Consider the following 17,067-nt stretch of genomic DNA (forward strand, 5'->3'; position numbering starts at 1 on the left):
GAACCCGATGAGCCGCTTGCACGTTGAGCGTTTGTGATGGCAGACAATCCCCCGCAAGCGCGAGGTGTCCCCACGCGTCCGGAACTTCCGCGTTCCAGCGCCGCGATCGCTGAGCCCACTGACCACGATCCAGACTCTCGTGGTCATTTCGGCGTGTATGGGGGCCGGTTCGTCGCCGAAGCCTTGATGGCGGTGATCGAGGACGTCACCGCGGCGTACGACAAGGCACGCACCGATCAGACATATCTGGACGAGCTCGACCGGCTGCAGACGCACTACACTGGCCGGCCATCGCCGTTGTACGAGGCCGTCCGGCTGAGCGAGCACGCCGGCGGGGCGCGAATCTTCCTCAAACGAGAAGACTTGAACCACACCGGTTCTCACAAAATCAACAACGTGTTGGGTCAAGCCTTGTTGGCTCGCCAGATGGGCAAGACACGAGTGATTGCCGAGACCGGGGCCGGCCAGCACGGGGTTGCCACCGCGACCGCATGCGCGCTGCTCGGCTTGGACTGCGTGATCTACATGGGCGCCGTCGACACCGCGCGCCAAGCGCTGAACGTCGCCCGGATGCGGCTGCTGGGTGCCGAGGTCGTGTCGGTGGAATCAGGCTCGAAAACTCTCAAAGATGCCATCAATGAGGCGTTTCGCGACTGGGTTACCAACGCCGACAACACCTACTACTGCTTCGGCACCGCTGCCGGACCGCACCCCTTTCCGACGATGGTTCGCGACTTCCAGCGGATCATCGGGCTCGAGACACGTGTGCAAATCCAGGACCAGGCTGGCCGACTGCCCGACGCCGTCACCGCGTGCGTGGGTGGTGGATCCAATGCGATCGGCATATTCCACGCTTTCCTTGATGATCCCGGCGTCCGGCTGGTGGGCTTCGAAGCGGCGGGTGATGGAGTCGAAACCGGCCGCCACGCTGCGACATTCACCGGCGGCTCGCCCGGCGCGTTTCAGGGTTCGTTTTCGTACTTGCTGCAGGACGATGACGGACAGACCATCGAATCGCATTCGATCTCGGCCGGCTTGGACTATCCGGGTGTGGGTCCAGAACACGCTTGGCTGCGAGATACTGGGCGGGCTGAATACCGGCCGATCAACGACACGGAGGCGATGGACGCGTTCCGGCTGTTGTGCCGGACTGAAGGCATCATCCCGGCAATCGAATCGGCGCACGGGCTGGCCGGTGCGCTCAAGCTGGGCGTTGAGATGGGCAGCGGGGCAGTCATCGTGGTGAATCTGTCCGGCCGCGGGGACAAAGATGTCGAGACAGCCGCGAAGTGGTTCGGCTTGCTCGGCAACGAAGCGGACGGCAGACGATCATGACCGTCGAGCAGAGCGAAAAGAGCCGTTTGGCGGAGCTTTTCAAAGCGTGCCGAGACGATAACCGCGCGGCGCTGATCGGCTACCTGCCGACCGGATACCCCGATGTTCCGACGTCGATCGAGGCGATGAAGGCTTTGACCGAATCGGGCTGTGACCTCATCGAAGTCGGTGTGCCATACTCGGATCCGGGTATGGACGGCCCGACCATCGCCAACGCCGCGGAGATCGCGCTCCGTGGGGGTGTGCGGGTCCGCGACACGTTGGCGGCCGTCGAGGCGATCAGCGCGACCGGTGGCCGTGCAGTAGTCATGACGTACTGGAATCCAGTGTTGCGCTATGGAGTTGACGCGTTCGCACGTGACCTCGCAGCGGCCGGCGGGCATGGCCTGATCACCCCCGATCTCATCCCCGACGAGGCCGACGAATGGTTGGCGGCATCTGATCAGCATCGGTTGGACCGGATCTTCCTGGTCGCGCCGTCGTCGACGCCAGAGCGCCTGGCGGCTACAGTCGCAGCATCGCGAGGATTCGTCTATGCGGCATCGACGATGGGTGTTACCGGTGCCCGTGATGCGGTGTCGAACGCGGCGCCGGATCTGGTGGCCAGGGTCAAAGCGGTTTCCGATATTCCCGCCGGAGTCGGTCTGGGCGTTCGGTCCCGGGAGCAGGCGGCCCAGATCGCCAGCTATGCGGACGGTGTCATTGTCGGCTCGGCGCTCGTTTCTGCCCTCACCGATGGGTTGCCGACCCTGCGTGCTTTAAGCGAAGAACTCGCCACCGGTGTGCGCCAAAGGAATTCGACATCATGACGACGACTGTCATTGCATATTTCCCGAGCCCGCCGCAGGGCGTGTGGCATCTGGGGCCGATCCCGCTGCGGGCCTACGCCCTGTTCATCATCATTGGGATCATCGCCGCTCTGGTGATCGGTGACCGGCGGTGGGCGGCCCGCGGCGGCGAGCGAGGTGTCATCTACGACATCGCGCTGTGGGCCGTACCGTTCGGCCTGATCGGGGGTCGCCTTTATCACCTGGCGACAGACTGGCGGACATATTTCGGCGAGGGCGGGGCCGGGCCGATTGCAGCGCTGCGTATCTGGGACGGCGGACTGGGAATCTGGGGCGCCGTCGCACTTGGCGGGGTGGGCGCGTGGATCGCCTGCCGGCGTCGGGACATTCCGCTTCCGGCATTCGGCGACGCGATTGCGCCGGGCATCGTTCTGGCGCAGGCGATCGGCCGCATCGGGAACTACTTCAACCAAGAGCTTTTCGGCCGTGAGACCACGATGCCGTGGGGTCTGGAGATCTTCTACCGTCGCGACCCAGCCGGATTTGTCGACGTGCACTCGCTCGACGGGGTGTCGACCGGGCAGTTGGCGATGGTTGTGCAGCCTACGTTCCTATACGAATTACTTTGGAATGTACTGGTATTCGCGATCCTGATCTACCTGGACCGGCGATTCACGATCGGGCACGGTCGGCTGTTCGCGGCCTATGTTGCGCTCTACTGCGTCGGGCGGTTCTGTGTCGAGCTACTGCGTGACGACACCGCAACCCATATCGCTGGAATCCGGATCAACTCCTTCACGTCAACGTTCGTCTTCATCGGCGCGGTGGTCTACCTGATCTTGGCCCCCAAGGGCCGCGAAGATCCGGCGACACTAAGCGGCTCCGCGGCCGAGTTGCTGGAACCCGATGAGATCGAGGACGAATCCGACGATGCGTCGCCGGAGACGCCAGAGGCCGCGGCGGCGACAGAAGCGGCCGAGACGCCTCCCGTCGGCGGCGCCACCGACGAAGTCGAGGACACCGAGAAGCCGGACACGACGGCGCCCGACAAGCCTGACGACGACGCCGAGGCGGTCGTGGCCGAGGCTGATGCGGCCGAAGTCGACCCGACCGAGGTCGAGGTGCCGGCAACCCCTGAGCCAGAGGACGCCCCGCAACCCGAGACCGAGGCCGACGGGGCAACGGCCGACTCGACAGAAGCCGAGGATGCCGACGAAGACGAAGCCGAGCCGGCAGACGCAGAGGATGCAGACAAAGACGAAGGCGCAGACGAACCGGCAGACCCCGAACCGGAATCGACCGACGGGGACGTCGCGGCATCGGAAGACGCCGAGGACGATCCCGACGCGAGCGCAACCAAGTCGGAAGACGACTGATGTCCGGTCCGGCTCAGTACGGCCCCGGCGGGCCGGCTGAACGCTGGAATCGACATCACCTGTACGCCTTGCTGGGATCGGGCGCAGTACTCACTGCCGCGCTCGGCTACATCGGACTGGTAGACCCGCATAAGCCGGACTCGTTTTTCCCGGTGTGCCCATTCCGCCTGCTCACCGGCTGGAGCTGCCCTGTCTGCGGCACGCTGCGGATGACGCACGACGTGCTGCACGGGAATCTGCTCGCGGCGATCAACGACAATGTGGTGGTCCTGGTAGGAGCCCCGCTGCTGGTCGGGTGGATTCTGCTGCGCCGCCGCAGCCGAAAGTGGCCGTTGACACTCCCGGCGGTTGTGACGGTGATGATCACACTGCTGGCCTGGACAGTGGTGCGCAACCTGCCCGGATTCCCCTTGGTTCCGACTTTGCTCACCCACTAGCCCGCTGCTCGATCCGGAACTGACGCGAGATGATCAAGTAGCGCGACTATGCTGATTTGTCGTGGCAAGACGCGGAAAGATCGTCTGTACTCTCGGTCCGGCCACCAGCTCTGACGAGGCGGTCCGGGCGCTGGTCGAAGCCGGAATGGACGTCGCCAGAATGAACTTCAGCCACGGCGACTACAGCGACCATAAAGCGTCCTACGACCGGGTGCGGGCCGCATCAAATGCCACCGGCCGGGCCGTCGGCGTTCTCGCCGACCTTCAGGGCCCGAAGATCAGGCTCGGCCGCTTCGCTGACGGACCGACGTACTGGGCCGACGGCGAAATCGTGCGGATCACCGTTGCGGACTGCGCGGGCAACCACGACCGGGTCTCGACCACCTACAAGCAGCTGGCCCAAGACGCGGTGGTCGGTGACCGTGTTCTGGTCGACGACGGCAACGTCGGATTGATGGTCGATCACATTGACGGCGACGACGTGGTGTGCCGGGTCACCGAGGGCGGCCCGGTCAGCAACAACAAGGGGATGTCGCTACCCGGGATGAGTGTGTCGGCGCCCGCGCTGTCCGGAAAGGACGTCGACGATCTCGAGTTCGCCATGCACTTGGGTGTCGACATGGTGGCGCTGTCATTCGTGCGTTCTCCTTCGGACGTCGAGCTGGTTCACGAGGTGATGGATCGGGTCGGCCGGCGGGTTCCGGTGATCGCCAAACTCGAAAAGCCTGAGGCCATCGACAACCTCGAGGCGGTCGTGCTGGCCTTCGATGCTGTCATGGTCGCGCGCGGTGATTTGGGGGTCGAGCTGCCGCTGGAAGAAGTGCCGCTGGTTCAGAAGCGCGCCATCCAAATGGCAAGGGAGAACGCTAAACCCGTTATCGTGGCCACCCAGATGCTCGAATCGATGATCGAGCACTCGCGGCCGACCAGGGCTGAGGCCTCGGACGTCGCAAACGCGGTTCTCGACGGCGCCGACGCGGTCATGCTGTCGGGAGAAACTTCGGTCGGCAAATATCCGTTGGCGGCGGTCCAGACGATGGCCCGAATCATCTGCGCCGTCGAAGAGAATTCGACGGCCGCCCCGCCGCTGACCCACGTACCGCGCACCAAACGCGGAGTGATCAGCTACGCGGCGCGCGATATCGGCGAACGGCTCGACGCCAAGGCGCTGGTCGCGTTCACCCAGTCGGGGGATACCGTGCGGCGACTGGCCCGCCTGCACACGCCGCTGCCGTTGCTGGCGTTCACCCCGCTGCCCGAAGTTCGCAGCCAGCTGGCCATGACCTGGGGCACCGAGACGTTCATCGTCCCGATCATGCAAACCACCGACGGCATGATCCGCCAGGTGGACAAGTCGCTGTTGTCGCTGGGCCGCTACAAACGGGGCGACCTGGTGGTGATCGTTGCGGGTGCGCCTCCGGGCACCGTGGGCTCGACGAATCTGATTCACGTGCACCGCATCGGCGAAGAGGACGTCTAGCTCAGCCAACCGGGCCACTAGGCTGGGGCCGGTGTCCGACTTCGACGAGCTGATGGCGGTGCTGGACCTGCATCAAAAGGGCGATGACGTCTTCGCCGGAACCCACCCCAGCAAAAACCCGCCTCGCACGTTCGGTGGACTCATGATGGCGCAATCGTTCGTGGCTGCGAGCCGCACGCGGACCCGCGATCTTCCGCCCAACGCCCTGTCCGCACACTTCATCAACGGCGGCGACACCGACAAGGACATCGAATTCGAGGTGGTACGGCTGCGCGACGAGCGCCGCTTCGCCAACCGTCGTGTCGAGGTGACGCAGGAAGGCATGCTGCTGGCCACCGTGCTGATCTCCTTCCTGGCCGGCGGCCGCGGTCTCGAGCACAACGTCGAACCCCCCGATGTCCCCGACCCGGACGAAGTGCCAACGCTCAAGGAGCAGCTGCGCGGCTACGAGGACGCCGTCCCGCTGTTCGCCAACGCGCTGCAACCCATCGAATGGCGTTACACCAACGACCCATCGTGGGTGATGCGAAAAAAAGGCGATCAGCTGGATTACAACCGGGTGTGGGTCAGGGCCCACGGCACATTACCGGAGGACCCCGTATTGCACACCGCCGCAATGCTTTACTGCTCCGACACCACCGTGCTGGATTCGATCATCACGACGCACGGACTCTCGTGGGGGTTCGACCGCATCTTCGCTGCGACTGTTAATCACTCGGTCTGGTTCCACCGTCAGGTGAATTTCAACGACTGGGTGTTGTACTCCACGTCCTCGCCGGTCGCGGCGGACTCACGCGGCCTCGGGAGCGGCTACTTCTTCGACCGGTCTCGACAGCCGGTAGCCACCGTGGTGCAAGAAGGACTGGTGAAATATTTCCCGGAAAAGAGCTGATCGGCGGGCGGGAAGGTCCAGGTAGCTTTTGATTTCGGAGCGTGGCGCGGTACTGCGCTGAAGGGCGTTTGGAGCGTATCTTCGATATTGGGTTGGTGATTGGACCAGCCGGAGGTGCGCGTGAAGGAGTCACCGCTCGGTCTCGCACCTGGGGTCCGCTCAGGTGGGCAAGCCGTTCACGTCCACTCATCGGCGGCACGCTATCTCGGCGCAGCCGCGCTATTGGGCGCGGTGTGCTGGTTGATGTCGATAATCGTGCGCGCATACGCCCACGCGGGCTGGCACGCCACGGATCGCCTGGAATGGTCGTTGACTGTCCTTGCCGCGGTTGCGCTGATCGTGCGAGGTCTGTTCCTCGGGCGACCAGTCACGGCCCGGCACGCAGGTGTCGCGGCCGTCGTCCTGGTCGTCGGGATCGGTGCACGGGTGCTGTCTTTCGACTTGCTCGGTGGTGCACTGATCGCTGGATCCGGACTGGCGCTGATGTGGCCCGTCACGGCGCGACGACAGCCCGGCGATCTTGCTCGAGTGTGGGTCTTGATCAACGCCACCAACCGCGACCCACTGGCGCCGTTCGCGATGCAGGCCGGCAAGTGCTACCTGTTCAGCGCGGACGGCAGGGCGGCGCTTGCGTACCGGACCCGCATCGGCTACGCGGTTGTCAGCGGGGACCCCGTCGGCGAGGAGGCCCAATTCCCGCAACTCGTTGCCGATTTCGCCGCGCACTGCCGCGCCCACGGCTGGCGGATGGTGGTACTGGGGTGTAGCGAACGGCGCCTTCCGTTGTGGAGTGATCACAAGGTGCTCGGCACGCCGTTGCGGACGATACCGATCGGCCGGGATGTCGTCATCGACGTGGCCGATTTCACGATGACCGGGCGCAGGTTCCGCAACTTGCGTCAAGCAGTTCAGCGCACCCACAACTCCGGCATCACCACCGAGATCGTCGCGGAACAGGATCTCGACGAGTCGCAGGTGGCGGAGCTGGCCGAGGTGCTACGGGCATCGCCCAGCGGAGCGCACACCGATCGTGGCTTCTGCATGAGCCTGGACGGTGTCCTCGAGGGCCGGTTCCCGGGCGTACAGCTGATCGTTGCGCGCGACAAATCGTGCCGCGCACAAGGGTTTCACCGCTACGCCACGGCCGGGGGCGGCAGCGAGATCACCCTCGAAGTGCCGTGGCGGCGACGTGGCGCACCCAATGGTATTGACGAACGACTCAGCGTAGACATGATCACTGCAGCTAAAGATGCTGGCGCACAACGCGTGTCATTGTCTTTTGCGGCCTTTCCTGAGCTTTTCGACGCGCAGGACCGGGGTCGGATGCAAGCTATCTTCTACTGGCTGATCCATCGACTGGACCCTTTGATCGCACTCGAGTCGCTCTATCGCTATCTGTGTAAATTCCACGCAACGGGCGAAAGGCGTTACGCACTGGTATCGCTCACGCAGCTGGTACCACTGATCTACGTGCTCCTGTCGCTGGAGTTCGTGCCGCGCCGCCGCGGCCGACAGCGATCTACCGGGTCGGCACAGGCGTCAACGTAACGCTGAGCCGGTCTTGGACGCTGTGCCGAAACTGGTCGGCGCACTGCTGCTGCAAGACGCGGTCGGAGCCGGCTTTCTGGGTGCAGTCGATGTAATCGCCGCCGCGCACGTCCTTCCAGACCGTCGTCCAAATCGCGATAAACGCCAACCCGACAACAACTGCCAAGCCCCCTAACACTATGCCGGCGATCGCGACACCGCCGTTGTTGGCGATGCCACGCTTCGCGCGTCCCTGCCCGAAAAAACCGATCACCACCGCGAGCACTCCGAGAAGGATGGGCGCGAACACCGTCGCGACACTGAGAAGCCCGACGACGGCCAACACCAGCGAGGAGATACCCAGCCCATTCTTCGGCGCCACCGGCGGTCGGGGGCCGCCGTAGTAGTAGCTCGGAGGCGGCGGATAACCAGGCGGGTAAGGGCCGGGCTGATACCGGTTGGGGTACTGATACCGCGGACCGGTAGGCGGTGTGGCCGCGGCGTTTTCCCGTCTGTCCGGCATATCCGGAGATCCGCTCATGGCTCGCTCTCTCATCGGGCGGCGTGCACAACTGTCAGCCAGACATGCTCCGGCACAACCCTCATTGAACGTCTGCGGGACTGCGTGCGCCGCCTGTCACGCCGCGTTCGGAGGTCCGCTTGTCAGGGCCTTGTCCAGCCGCCTGGAGGCACTGCGAATACCGAACGACGACACGATTTCGAACACCCCTATGACGATCAGCCAAATGGCGACGATCAGCGTCAAGATCTCGATCGTTTCCAAAGGCGATGCGATCATCACGATACCGGCCAGCAGGTTGACCAAACCGAGGAATATCTGCCAGCCACGCCCGGGCAGGTGCGGATCGCTGATGGCCGAGATCGAGGTTGCCACACCGCGAAAGATGAAGCCGACGCCGATCCAGATGGCCAGCAGGATGATCGCATAGCCCTCGCCGAAATGCCGAAAACACAGCACGGCCAACACCAGCGAGGCCGCCCCGCTGATGAACGACAGCACTCGTCCGCCGGCGGCGACGTGCAGGCTGAAGGCGAAGAAGACCTGCGCGACACCGGTGACCAGTAGGTAGATACCGAATAGAGCGGCCGCAGCGACGATGGAATGGCCGGGTAAGACGTACACCAGGATGCCAAGAGTCAGGGCCATGATCCCGGAGAGCAGGGTCGACTTCCACAGATGCGGCAACAACTTTGGAACAGCAGTGTTTTCCATGCCGTAATTTTCCCACACACAGCCTCCGCGGGTGGAAGGTTTACGAGGTGTCAGACGCCGGCTGTCTGAGGCGCCGCTGTAAGAACGTCGCCGGACCCGGTGTCTGGCCTGCGGCCGATGAGGTACCAGGTCCGCATCGATCCTTTGCCCTTGACTTCGACGGCGCCCCGCTCCTGAAGCACAAAGTCATCTTTCAGCCGCCGATAGACATCCTCGGGAACCTGGATCCGGCCGATCGAATCCGTGGATTCCATCCGGGATGCGACGTTGACTGCATCGCCCCACACGTCATAAAAGAAGCGGCGCGAACCCACCACGCCCGCGACAACGGGTCCGCTGGCCAGCCCGATCCGCAACGGCAGGGCGTTGCCGTGTGAATCTTTCAAATGGCTTGCGGCTTCGGCCATGTCGAGCGCATATGCTGCCAACGCCTCCACGTGATCGGCACGCGGTTGAGGCACGCCGCTGACCACCATGTAGGAGTCTCCGCTCACTTTGATCTTCTCCAGGCCGTGCTTGTCGAGCAGCGCGTCGAAGTCGCTGTAAAGTCGATCCAGGAAGCGGATCAGCCGATCCGGCGGCATATCGCTGGCCCGCTCGGTGAACCCGGCGATGTCAGCGAACAGAACCGAAGCGTCGTCGTACTTGTCGGCAATGATGTTGCGCTCCGGGTCTTTTAGCCGGTCGGCGACACTGGACGGCAAGATGTTGGCCAGCAAGGCCTCGGACCGCTCGTACTCGACTTCCATTGCGGCTTCAGCGCGAACGATTTCGCGTACCGCGTACCACACGGTCGTCACCACCATCACGCACGCGGAGATCGTGGTGACGACGAAGTTCAGCGACAACGCCCAGCCGGGTTCCGCGCCGGTGTTGTGGGGGACCAGAAACTGCAACGTGATTACCATGCTGGCGGCGATCGCGGCCAGAATCGACGCGAGAAAAATGCGGTCGACGCCCAGCTGCAGCACCACCAGGCAGGCCGCGACAAGGAAATAGAACTGCAGCCCCGAGCCGGTGCCTACGAACCAGCAGATGGTGAAGATCGACACGTACGCCGTGCCGATGAACGTCAATGGCGGGAGCAGCTCGCCGAAACGGTATAGCAACGGCACCACGGCGTAGATCCCGGCGGCAACGATGTTGACCAAGCCGGTCCACCACAGCTGGGGCGCCGAGAAAACTTGGACGAACCCGAACCCGGCGCTGATGAAGACCGCCATCGCTGCGGTCAGGTTGAGAATGCGGCGCCGCCGGGTGATCCGCTCGGCGTAAACCTGGCTGCGAGCGCGCGGTTGCGCCCGCACTGCCTCTACGCAATCCGGTGTCCGCCGCGACCCTGTTGGTTGTTGGGCGGCGCACCGCTTAGCCACCACAGGAAAAGCCTAACGGCTAAAACCAATGCCATGTGGTGCCCTCGGTGAGATTCGAACTCACACTGGACGGGTTTTGAATCCGTTTCCTCTGCCAGTTGGGATACGAGGGCCTGCTGACTTACGGCCTCCCACCATAGAGGATCGGGCCATGCGGGCCGACTCACAGCCCCGCGGTCGAGGATCCACGCGGTTCACGAGAGAATGTTCGTCATGACCGACGACGACGCCCGCACGCCGCACCGGGTTCTGATCGCCGAAGACGAGGCGCTGATCCGCCTCGACTTGGCCGAGATGCTGCGCGAAGAGGGTTACGAGATCGTCGGCGAGGCCGGCGACGGCCAGGAGGCCGTCGAGCTGGCCGAGCAGATGAAGCCCGATCTGGTGATCATGGATGTCAAGATGCCGCGCCGCGATGGCATTGACGCGGCATCGGAGATCGCCAGCAAACGCATCGCGCCGATCGTGATCCTGACCGCCTTCAGCCAGCGCGATCTCGTCGAAAAGGCGCGTGACGCCGGTGCGATGGCCTACCTGGTGAAGCCGTTCACGATCTCCGACCTGATTCCCGCTATCGAGGTCGCGCTGAGCCGATTCAGCGAAGTCAGGGCGTTGGAGCTCGAGGTCGAGTCACTGTCCGACCGGCTGGAGACCCGCAAGCTCGTCGAACGGGCCAAAGGACTGCTGCAAGCCAACCAGGGCATGACCGAGCCTGAGGCGTTCAAGTGGATCCAGCGTGCGGCGATGGATCGTCGTACCACGATGAAGCACGTCGCCGAAGTGGTGCTGGAGACCCTGGACACCACTAAGGACGCATCGAGCTAACGGGCGACGATCACCGACGAGCCGTGGCCGAACAGGCCTTGATTCGCGGTGACGCCGACTCTGGCGCCCTCGACCTGGCGGCCGGTGGCCTGACCACGGAGCTGCCAGGTCAACTCGCAGACTTGGGCGATCGCCTGGGCGGGAATCGCCTCACCAAAGCACGCCAATCCACCCGACGGGTTGACCGGCACCTTGCCCCCGATGGTGGTCGCACCGCTGCGCAGAAGACCCTCGGCTTCGCCCTTGGCGCACAGCCCTAGGTGCTCATACCAGTCCAGCTCCAGGGCCGTGGAGAGGTCGTACACCTCGGCCAGGCTGACGTCTTCCGGCCCGATACCGGCTTCGGCGTAGGCGGCGTCGAGGATCTGGTCCTTGAACACCCGATCCGGCGCCGACACCACGGCGGTGGAATCCGTTGCAATGTCTGGCAATTCGGGCAGATGCTGCGGATACTGCGGCGTCACGGTGCTCACCGCGCGCACCGACGGTACACCGTCCAGAGAGCCGAGATGCTTGCGGGCGAAGTCCGCGCTGGCCACGATCAGTGCGGCGGCGCCGTCGGAGGTGGCGCAGATGTCGAGCTGGCGCAGTGGGTCGCTGACCACCGGGCTGGCCAGCACGTCCTCGACCGAGGATTCCTTGCGGTAGCGGGCATTCGGGTTCTGCAGACCGTGCTGGGAGTTCTTGACCTTCACCTGAGCAAAGTCGTCGGACGTCGCCCCGTACAGGTCCATCCGGCGCCGCGCCAGCAGTGCGAAATACACCGGGTTCATCGCACCGATCAGGTGGAAACGCTGCCAGTCCGGGTCGTTCTTTCGCTCCCCGCCGACTGGGGCAAACGCCCCCTTCGGGGTGGTGTCGGCGCCGATGACCAGTGCGACATCGCAGAACCCGGCCAGAATGTGGGCGCGGGCGCTCTGCAGGGCCTGCGAGCCGCTGGCACATGCCGCGTAGCTGGAGCTGACCGGCACCCCGTTCCAGCCGAGCTTCTGCGCGAACGTCGACCCGGCGATGAAACCCGGGTATCCGTTGCGGATGGTGTCGGCCCCGGCGACGAGCTGAATCTGCCGCCAGTCCAGGCCGGCCTCCGCCAACGCCGCACGCGCGGCGACCACGCCGTACTCGGTGAAGTCTCGGCCCCACTTGCCCCACGGGTGCATGCCGGCGCCGAGGATGTAAAGCGGTTCGGGAGTACTCATTTGGCGATCCTCCACGCGTGCACGAGACGCTCGACACCGTCGGCGTCGGTGAACAAAGTCATGGTGGCCAGCTCCATCTGCATGCCGACCTTCAGATCGGCCGCGAGCGTTCCCTCGACCACCTTGCCGAGCACGATGATGCCCTCATCGTCGAGTTCGACCGCCGCGATGGCGAATGGCTCGAAGGGGTCTGCGGCAGGGTAAGGCGCAGGCGGCGGATAGCGGTTCTCGGTATAGCTCCACAGCGTTCCGCGGGTCGACAACGCGACGGACTCTAGTGCGTCGGAATCGCACGCCGGATTAGGACAGTTGTTCTCCCGTGGCGGGAAAACATAGGTGCCACATTTTGGGCACTTGCTGCCAATCAGATGCGGGTTGCCGGTCGAGTCGGCGGCGAACCACCCGTCGATTGCCGGTTCTGGAATGGTGACCTCAGGCACGGGGCCAGCCTACCTAGCGCGACAGCAAAACTGAAACGTGTTGCAGTTTGGCGCTGTCACCGATGAGTTTCGCGGACCCGCGCGGTCACATTGTCAAAGCTTGCGTCAATCGAAGGAGCAGCCAATGTTGATCGTCGCGGGTTACCTCGTCGTCGACCCATTGCAGCGCGATAGCTACCTCGAAGGCTGCGGGGAGGTCGTGCGGCAAGCCCGCACGTCGCCGGGCTGTCTCGACTTCGCGATCAGTGCCGACTTGATCGAGCCGGATCGCGTCGACATCTTCGAACGCTGGGAATCGCGTGCCGCGCTCGATGAGTTCCGCGGCAGCGGGCCCGGTGACGAGCAACAAGGCCAGATCGTCTCCGCGTCGGTGTGCGAGTACGACGTCGGCAGCGAGCAGCGGCTGACTTGATGTCATGACGTGTGCCTAGAGTTGAGGCCGTGAGCCCAGCGAGGACCGCGAGCAAGAAGGCCGAAGCCGGCAAGGCCGGTGACGACAAGCCGACGTTGATGCTGCTGGACGGCAATTCGCTGGCGTATCGCGCGTTCTACGCGCTGCCCGCGGAGAATTTCAAAACTCAGGGCGGGCTGACCACCAACGCGGTGTACGGGTTCACCGCGATGCTGATCAATTTGCTGCGCGACGAATCGCCTACCCACGTGGGAGCCGCGTTCGACGTGTCGCGGCAGACGTTCCGCTCCGAGCGATACCCGGAATACAAGGCCAACCGCTCGTCCACCCCCGACGAGTTCCGCGGGCAGATCGACGTCACCAAGGAAGTCCTTGCGGCACTGGGTATTACGGTACTCGCTGAGCCTGGCTTCGAAGCCGACGACCTGATCGCCACGCTGACGACACAGGCCGAAAAAGAGGGCTACCAGGTGCTGGTCGTTACCGGCGACCGCGATTCGCTGCAGCTGGTCAGCGACGACGTCACCGTGCTCTACCCGCGTAAAGGCGTTAGCGAACTGACCCGGTTCACTCCGGCGGCTGTGGTCGAGAAGTACGGCCTGACGCCCGAGCAGTATCCGGACTTTGCCGCGCTGCGCGGCGACCCGAGCGACAATCTGCCCGGCATCCCGGGAGTTGGCGAGAAGACGGCGTCGAAGTGGATCACCGAATACGGATCGCTGCAGGCGCTGGTCGACAACGTCGACTCGGTGCGCGGCAAGGTCGGCGACGCGCTGCGTGCGAATCTGTCCAGCGTGGTGCTCAACCGCGAGCTCACCGACCTGGTGCGGGACGTGCCGCTGGCGCAGACGCCGGACACGCTGCGGATGCAGCCCTGGGATCGCGACCAGATCCACCAGTTGTTCGACCAGCTGGAATTTCGGGTGCTGCGGGACCGGTTGTTCGACACGCTGGCGGCCGTCGAGCCGGAGGTCGACGAGGGATTCGACATCCGCGGGGGAGCGCTGGAACCCGGCACCATCGGGCAGTGGCTGTCCGATCATCTCGCCGACGGCCGCCGCGCCGGCCTGGCGGTGGTGGGCACCCATCTGCCCTACGGCGGCGATGCGACCGCGCTGGCGATCGCCGCTGCCGACGGCGACGGCGGCTTCATCGATACCACGACGCTGACGCCGCAGGACGATTCGGCGCTGGCCGGCTGGCTGGCCGACCCCGAAAAGCCAAAAGCCTTGCACGAGGCCAAGTTGGCGATCCACGACCTGGCCGGTCGCGGTTGGACGTTGAACGGCGTCAGCTCCGACACCGCGCTGGCCGCCTACCTGGTCCGCCCGGGACAGCGCAGCTTTACGCTCGATGATCTGTCGCTGCGCTACCTGCGTCGCGAGCTGCGCGCGGAAACATCTGAGCAGCAGCAACTTTCACTCCTCGATGACAGCGACGGCGTCGACCAGCAAGCCGTGCAGACCGCGGTACTACGTGCCCGCGCGGTCGTCGACCTCGCCGACGCGCTGGACTCGGAATTAGCCCGCATCGAGTCCACGCCGTTGCTGGCCGACATGGAGTTGCCGGTCCAGCGGGTGCTGGCGGGCATGGAGGCGGTCGGTATCGCCGTGGATCTGGACCAGTTGAGTTCGCTGCAAAGCCAATTCGGCGACCAGATCCGCGATGCCGCCGAAGCGGCGTACGCCGTGATCGGCAAGCAGATCAACCTCGGATCGCCGAAACAGCTGCAGGTGGTGCTGTTTGACGAGCTGGAGATGCCGAAGACCAAACGGACCAAGACCGGATACACCACCGACGCCGATGCGCTGCAGTCGCTGTTCGACAAAACCGGGCATCCGTTCCTGCAGCACCTGCTCGCACACCGCGACGTCACTCGGTTGAAGGTGACCGTCGACGGCCTGCTGAATTCGGTTGCCGGAGATGCCCGTATCCACACCACGTTCAACCAGACGATCGCAGCCACGGGCCGCCTGTCATCTACTGAGCCCAACCTGCAGAACATCCCGATCCGCACCGACGCCGGCCGCCAAATCCGCGACGCTTTCGTGGTCGGCACGGGAGCCGGTGCCTCATACACCGAGCTGATGACCGCCGATTACAGCCAGATCGAGATGCGGATCATGGCGCATCTCTCCGGCGACGAGGGCCTCATCGAAGCCTTCAACACCGGAGAGGATTTGCACTCATTTGTCGCGTCGCGGGCGTTCGGGGTGCCGATCGAGGAGGTGACCGGCGAACTGCGACGCCGGGTCAAGGCGATGTCCTACGGACTGGCTTACGGGTTGAGCGCGTACGGCCTGGCGGCGCAGCTGAAGATCTCCACCGAAGAGGCCAAGGTCCAGATGGATCAGTACTTCGCCCGGTTCGGCGGGGTGCGTGACTACCTGATGGCCGTCGTCGAGCAGGCCCGCAAGGACGGCTACACATCGACGGTGCTGGGACGCCGCCGCTATCTGCCCGAGCTGGACAGCACCAACCGGCAGGTCCGCGAGGCCGCCGAACGGGCTGCGCTCAACGCGCCGATCCAGGGCAGCGCCGCCGACATCATCAAGGTGGCCATGATCGAGGTCGACAACGGCCTCACCGCCGCAGGGCTGACATCACGGATGTTGTTGCAGGTTCACGACGAACTTTTGTTCGAAGTCGCCGAAGGTGAGCGTGAGCAGCTCGAGCAGCTGATGCGCGACAAAATGGGCGGCGCATACCCGCTTGACGTGCCGTTGGAGGTGTCGGTGGGCTATGGCCCGAGCTGGGACACTGCCGCACATTAGCGTCCGATCTAGCCGCGGGCGCCTCGTGCTCGCGAGAAATTCGCAGGTTTTCCCAGGACGTCGGTGGGCCGAGTTTGGCCAGCGTGTGCCTAGTCGAGTAGCCTCAACAGGTAGTTCGGCAACGATTCAGCGCGCGTAGCGCGATGGGTAAGCCGGGCGTGAATTGAATCCAGCACTGTCCCTACGACCTCAACCTGTCCGGAGCAACCCAACAATATGCCGAGTCCCACCGTCACCTCGCCGCAAGTAGCCGTCAACGACATTGGCTCGAGCGAGGATTTTCTCGCCGCCATCGATAAAACAATCAAGTACTTCAACGATGGCGACATCGTCGAAGGGACCATCGTCAAGGTTGACCGGGACGAAGTCCTGCTCGACATCGGCTACAAGACCGAAGGCGTCATCCCTTCCCGCGAACTGTCCATCAAGCACGACGTCGACCCCAATGAGGTCGTTTCCGTGGGCGATGAAGTCGAAGCCCTCGTCCTCACCAAAGAGGACAAAGAAGGGCGCCTGATCCTGTCCAAGAAGCGCGCCCAGTACGAGCGCGCCTGGGGCACCATCGAGGCACTCAAGGAGAAGGACGAGGCCGTCAAGGGCACCGTCATCGAGGTCGTCAAGGGTGGTCTGATCCTCGACATCGGCTTGCGTGGCTTCCTGCCCGCGTCGCTGGTCGAGATGCGCCGCGTCCGCGATCTGCAGCCGTACATCGGCAAGGAGATCGAAGCCAAGATCATCGAGCTGGACAAGAACCGCAACAACGTGGTTCTGTCCCGTCGCGCCTGGCTGGAGCAGACCCAGTCCGAGGTGCGCAGCGAGTTCCTCAACCAGCTGCAGAAGGGCGCCATCCGCAAGGGTGTGGTGTCCTCGATCGTCAACTTCGGCGCGTTCGTCGACCTCGGCGGGGTGGACGGTCTGGTGCACGTCTCCGAGCTGTCCTGGAAGCACATCGATCACCCGTCCGAGGTTGTCCAG

16 protein-coding genes and 1 tRNA gene are annotated in these 17,067 nt (G+C 64.2%); 11 read left to right on the top strand and 6 right to left on the bottom strand.

The window, feature by feature from the left end:
- The first annotated feature begins 36 nt into the window (after positions 1–36).
- The 7 genes from trpB to WAO18_RS10465 all read left to right on the top strand — a co-directional run bounded on the left by trpB (position 37) and on the right by WAO18_RS10465 (position 7,856).
- The gene (gene trpB / locus WAO18_RS10435) at positions 37–1,335 is read left to right on the top strand and encodes a tryptophan synthase subunit beta (protein WP_422206133.1); all 1,299 of its coding nucleotides are present in this window, start codon (positions 37–39) and stop codon (positions 1,333–1,335) included.
- Positions 1,329–2,144, top strand: a complete 816-nt coding sequence (trpA, locus tag WAO18_RS10440; RefSeq protein WP_422206167.1) for a tryptophan synthase subunit alpha — start codon at positions 1,329–1,331, stop codon at positions 2,142–2,144. Before trpB ends, trpA begins: the two co-directional genes overlap by 7 nt.
- Positions 2,141–3,499, top strand: coding sequence for a prolipoprotein diacylglyceryl transferase (locus WAO18_RS10445; RefSeq protein ID WP_422206134.1), 1,359 nt, complete (start codon positions 2,141–2,143; stop codon positions 3,497–3,499). Before trpA ends, WAO18_RS10445 begins: the two co-directional genes overlap by 4 nt.
- On the top strand, positions 3,499–3,936 hold the full coding sequence (locus WAO18_RS10450) for a DUF2752 domain-containing protein (protein WP_422206136.1): 438 nt from the start codon (positions 3,499–3,501) through the stop codon (positions 3,934–3,936). The genes WAO18_RS10445 and WAO18_RS10450 overlap by 1 nt, the downstream gene beginning before the upstream one ends.
- Before the next feature lie 61 nt (positions 3,937–3,997).
- Positions 3,998–5,416 carry a pyruvate kinase gene (gene pyk / locus WAO18_RS10455; RefSeq protein ID WP_422206138.1) on the top strand — a complete coding sequence of 473 codons (1,419 nt, stop codon included), beginning with the start codon at positions 3,998–4,000 and terminating at the stop codon, positions 5,414–5,416.
- A gap of 52 nt (positions 5,417–5,468) precedes the next feature.
- Complete coding sequence (locus WAO18_RS10460) at positions 5,469–6,308, top strand: acyl-CoA thioesterase II (protein WP_422206169.1); 840 nt, start codon at positions 5,469–5,471, stop codon at positions 6,306–6,308.
- A gap of 120 nt (positions 6,309–6,428) precedes the next feature.
- A complete protein-coding gene (locus tag WAO18_RS10465; protein WP_422206140.1) occupies positions 6,429–7,856 on the top strand; it encodes a bifunctional lysylphosphatidylglycerol flippase/synthetase MprF in 1,428 nt (475 codons plus the stop codon).
- Here the strand turns inward: WAO18_RS10465 and WAO18_RS10470 are convergent.
- From WAO18_RS10470 to WAO18_RS10485, 4 genes are all read right to left on the bottom strand, one after another.
- Positions 7,828–8,376, bottom strand: a complete 549-nt coding sequence (locus WAO18_RS10470) for a DUF4190 domain-containing protein (RefSeq protein ID WP_422206142.1) — start codon at positions 8,374–8,376, stop codon at positions 7,828–7,830. The two genes, WAO18_RS10465 and WAO18_RS10470, sit on opposite strands and share 29 nt — an antisense overlap.
- Positions 8,377–8,472: 96 nt before the next feature.
- Positions 8,473–9,045 (bottom strand): HdeD family acid-resistance protein, encoded by a 573-nt coding sequence (locus tag WAO18_RS10475; RefSeq protein ID WP_422206170.1) that lies wholly within the window; start codon positions 9,043–9,045, stop codon positions 8,473–8,475.
- Positions 9,046–9,119: 74 nt separating this feature from the next.
- Entirely contained in the window at positions 9,120–10,445 is a 1,326-nt protein-coding gene (locus WAO18_RS10480; protein ID WP_422206144.1) for an adenylate/guanylate cyclase domain-containing protein, read from the bottom strand.
- Between the two features lie 33 nt (positions 10,446–10,478).
- Positions 10,479–10,555, bottom strand: a tRNA-Leu gene (locus WAO18_RS10485).
- Between the two features lie 100 nt (positions 10,556–10,655).
- Between WAO18_RS10485 and WAO18_RS10490 the strand changes: the two genes are divergently transcribed.
- Positions 10,656–11,267: an ANTAR domain-containing response regulator gene (locus WAO18_RS10490; protein ID WP_422206146.1), complete on the top strand. Its 612-nt coding sequence runs from the start codon at positions 10,656–10,658 to the stop codon at positions 11,265–11,267.
- On the opposite strand, the gene WAO18_RS10495 is transcribed toward WAO18_RS10490, so the two are convergent.
- Together WAO18_RS10495 and WAO18_RS10500 are read right to left on the bottom strand one after the other, a co-directional pair.
- A complete protein-coding gene (locus WAO18_RS10495) occupies positions 11,264–12,466 on the bottom strand; it encodes a lipid-transfer protein (protein WP_422206147.1) in 1,203 nt (400 codons plus the stop codon). The two genes, WAO18_RS10490 and WAO18_RS10495, sit on opposite strands and share 4 nt — an antisense overlap.
- Complete coding sequence (locus tag WAO18_RS10500; protein ID WP_422206149.1) at positions 12,463–12,906, bottom strand: Zn-ribbon domain-containing OB-fold protein; 444 nt, start codon at positions 12,904–12,906, stop codon at positions 12,463–12,465. The genes WAO18_RS10495 and WAO18_RS10500 overlap by 4 nt, the downstream gene beginning before the upstream one ends.
- A 124-nt stretch (positions 12,907–13,030) precedes the next feature.
- Here WAO18_RS10500 and WAO18_RS10505 point away from each other — a divergent pair, with 124 nt between their 5' ends.
- From WAO18_RS10505 to WAO18_RS10515, 3 genes are all read left to right on the top strand, one after another.
- Positions 13,031–13,318, top strand: coding sequence for a putative quinol monooxygenase (locus tag WAO18_RS10505; protein WP_422206150.1), 288 nt, complete (start codon positions 13,031–13,033; stop codon positions 13,316–13,318).
- Between the two features lie 98 nt (positions 13,319–13,416).
- On the top strand, positions 13,417–16,092 hold the full coding sequence (gene polA / locus WAO18_RS10510; protein ID WP_422206172.1) for a DNA polymerase I: 2,676 nt from the start codon (positions 13,417–13,419) through the stop codon (positions 16,090–16,092).
- Between the two features lie 216 nt (positions 16,093–16,308).
- Positions 16,309–17,067: S1 RNA-binding domain-containing protein (locus WAO18_RS10515; RefSeq protein WP_422206151.1), on the top strand; the 759-nt coding region annotated here is incomplete at its 3' end.

This window comes from Mycobacterium sp. (assembly GCF_049278535.1).
Lineage (GTDB): Bacteria > Actinomycetota > Actinomycetes > Mycobacteriales > Mycobacteriaceae > Mycobacterium.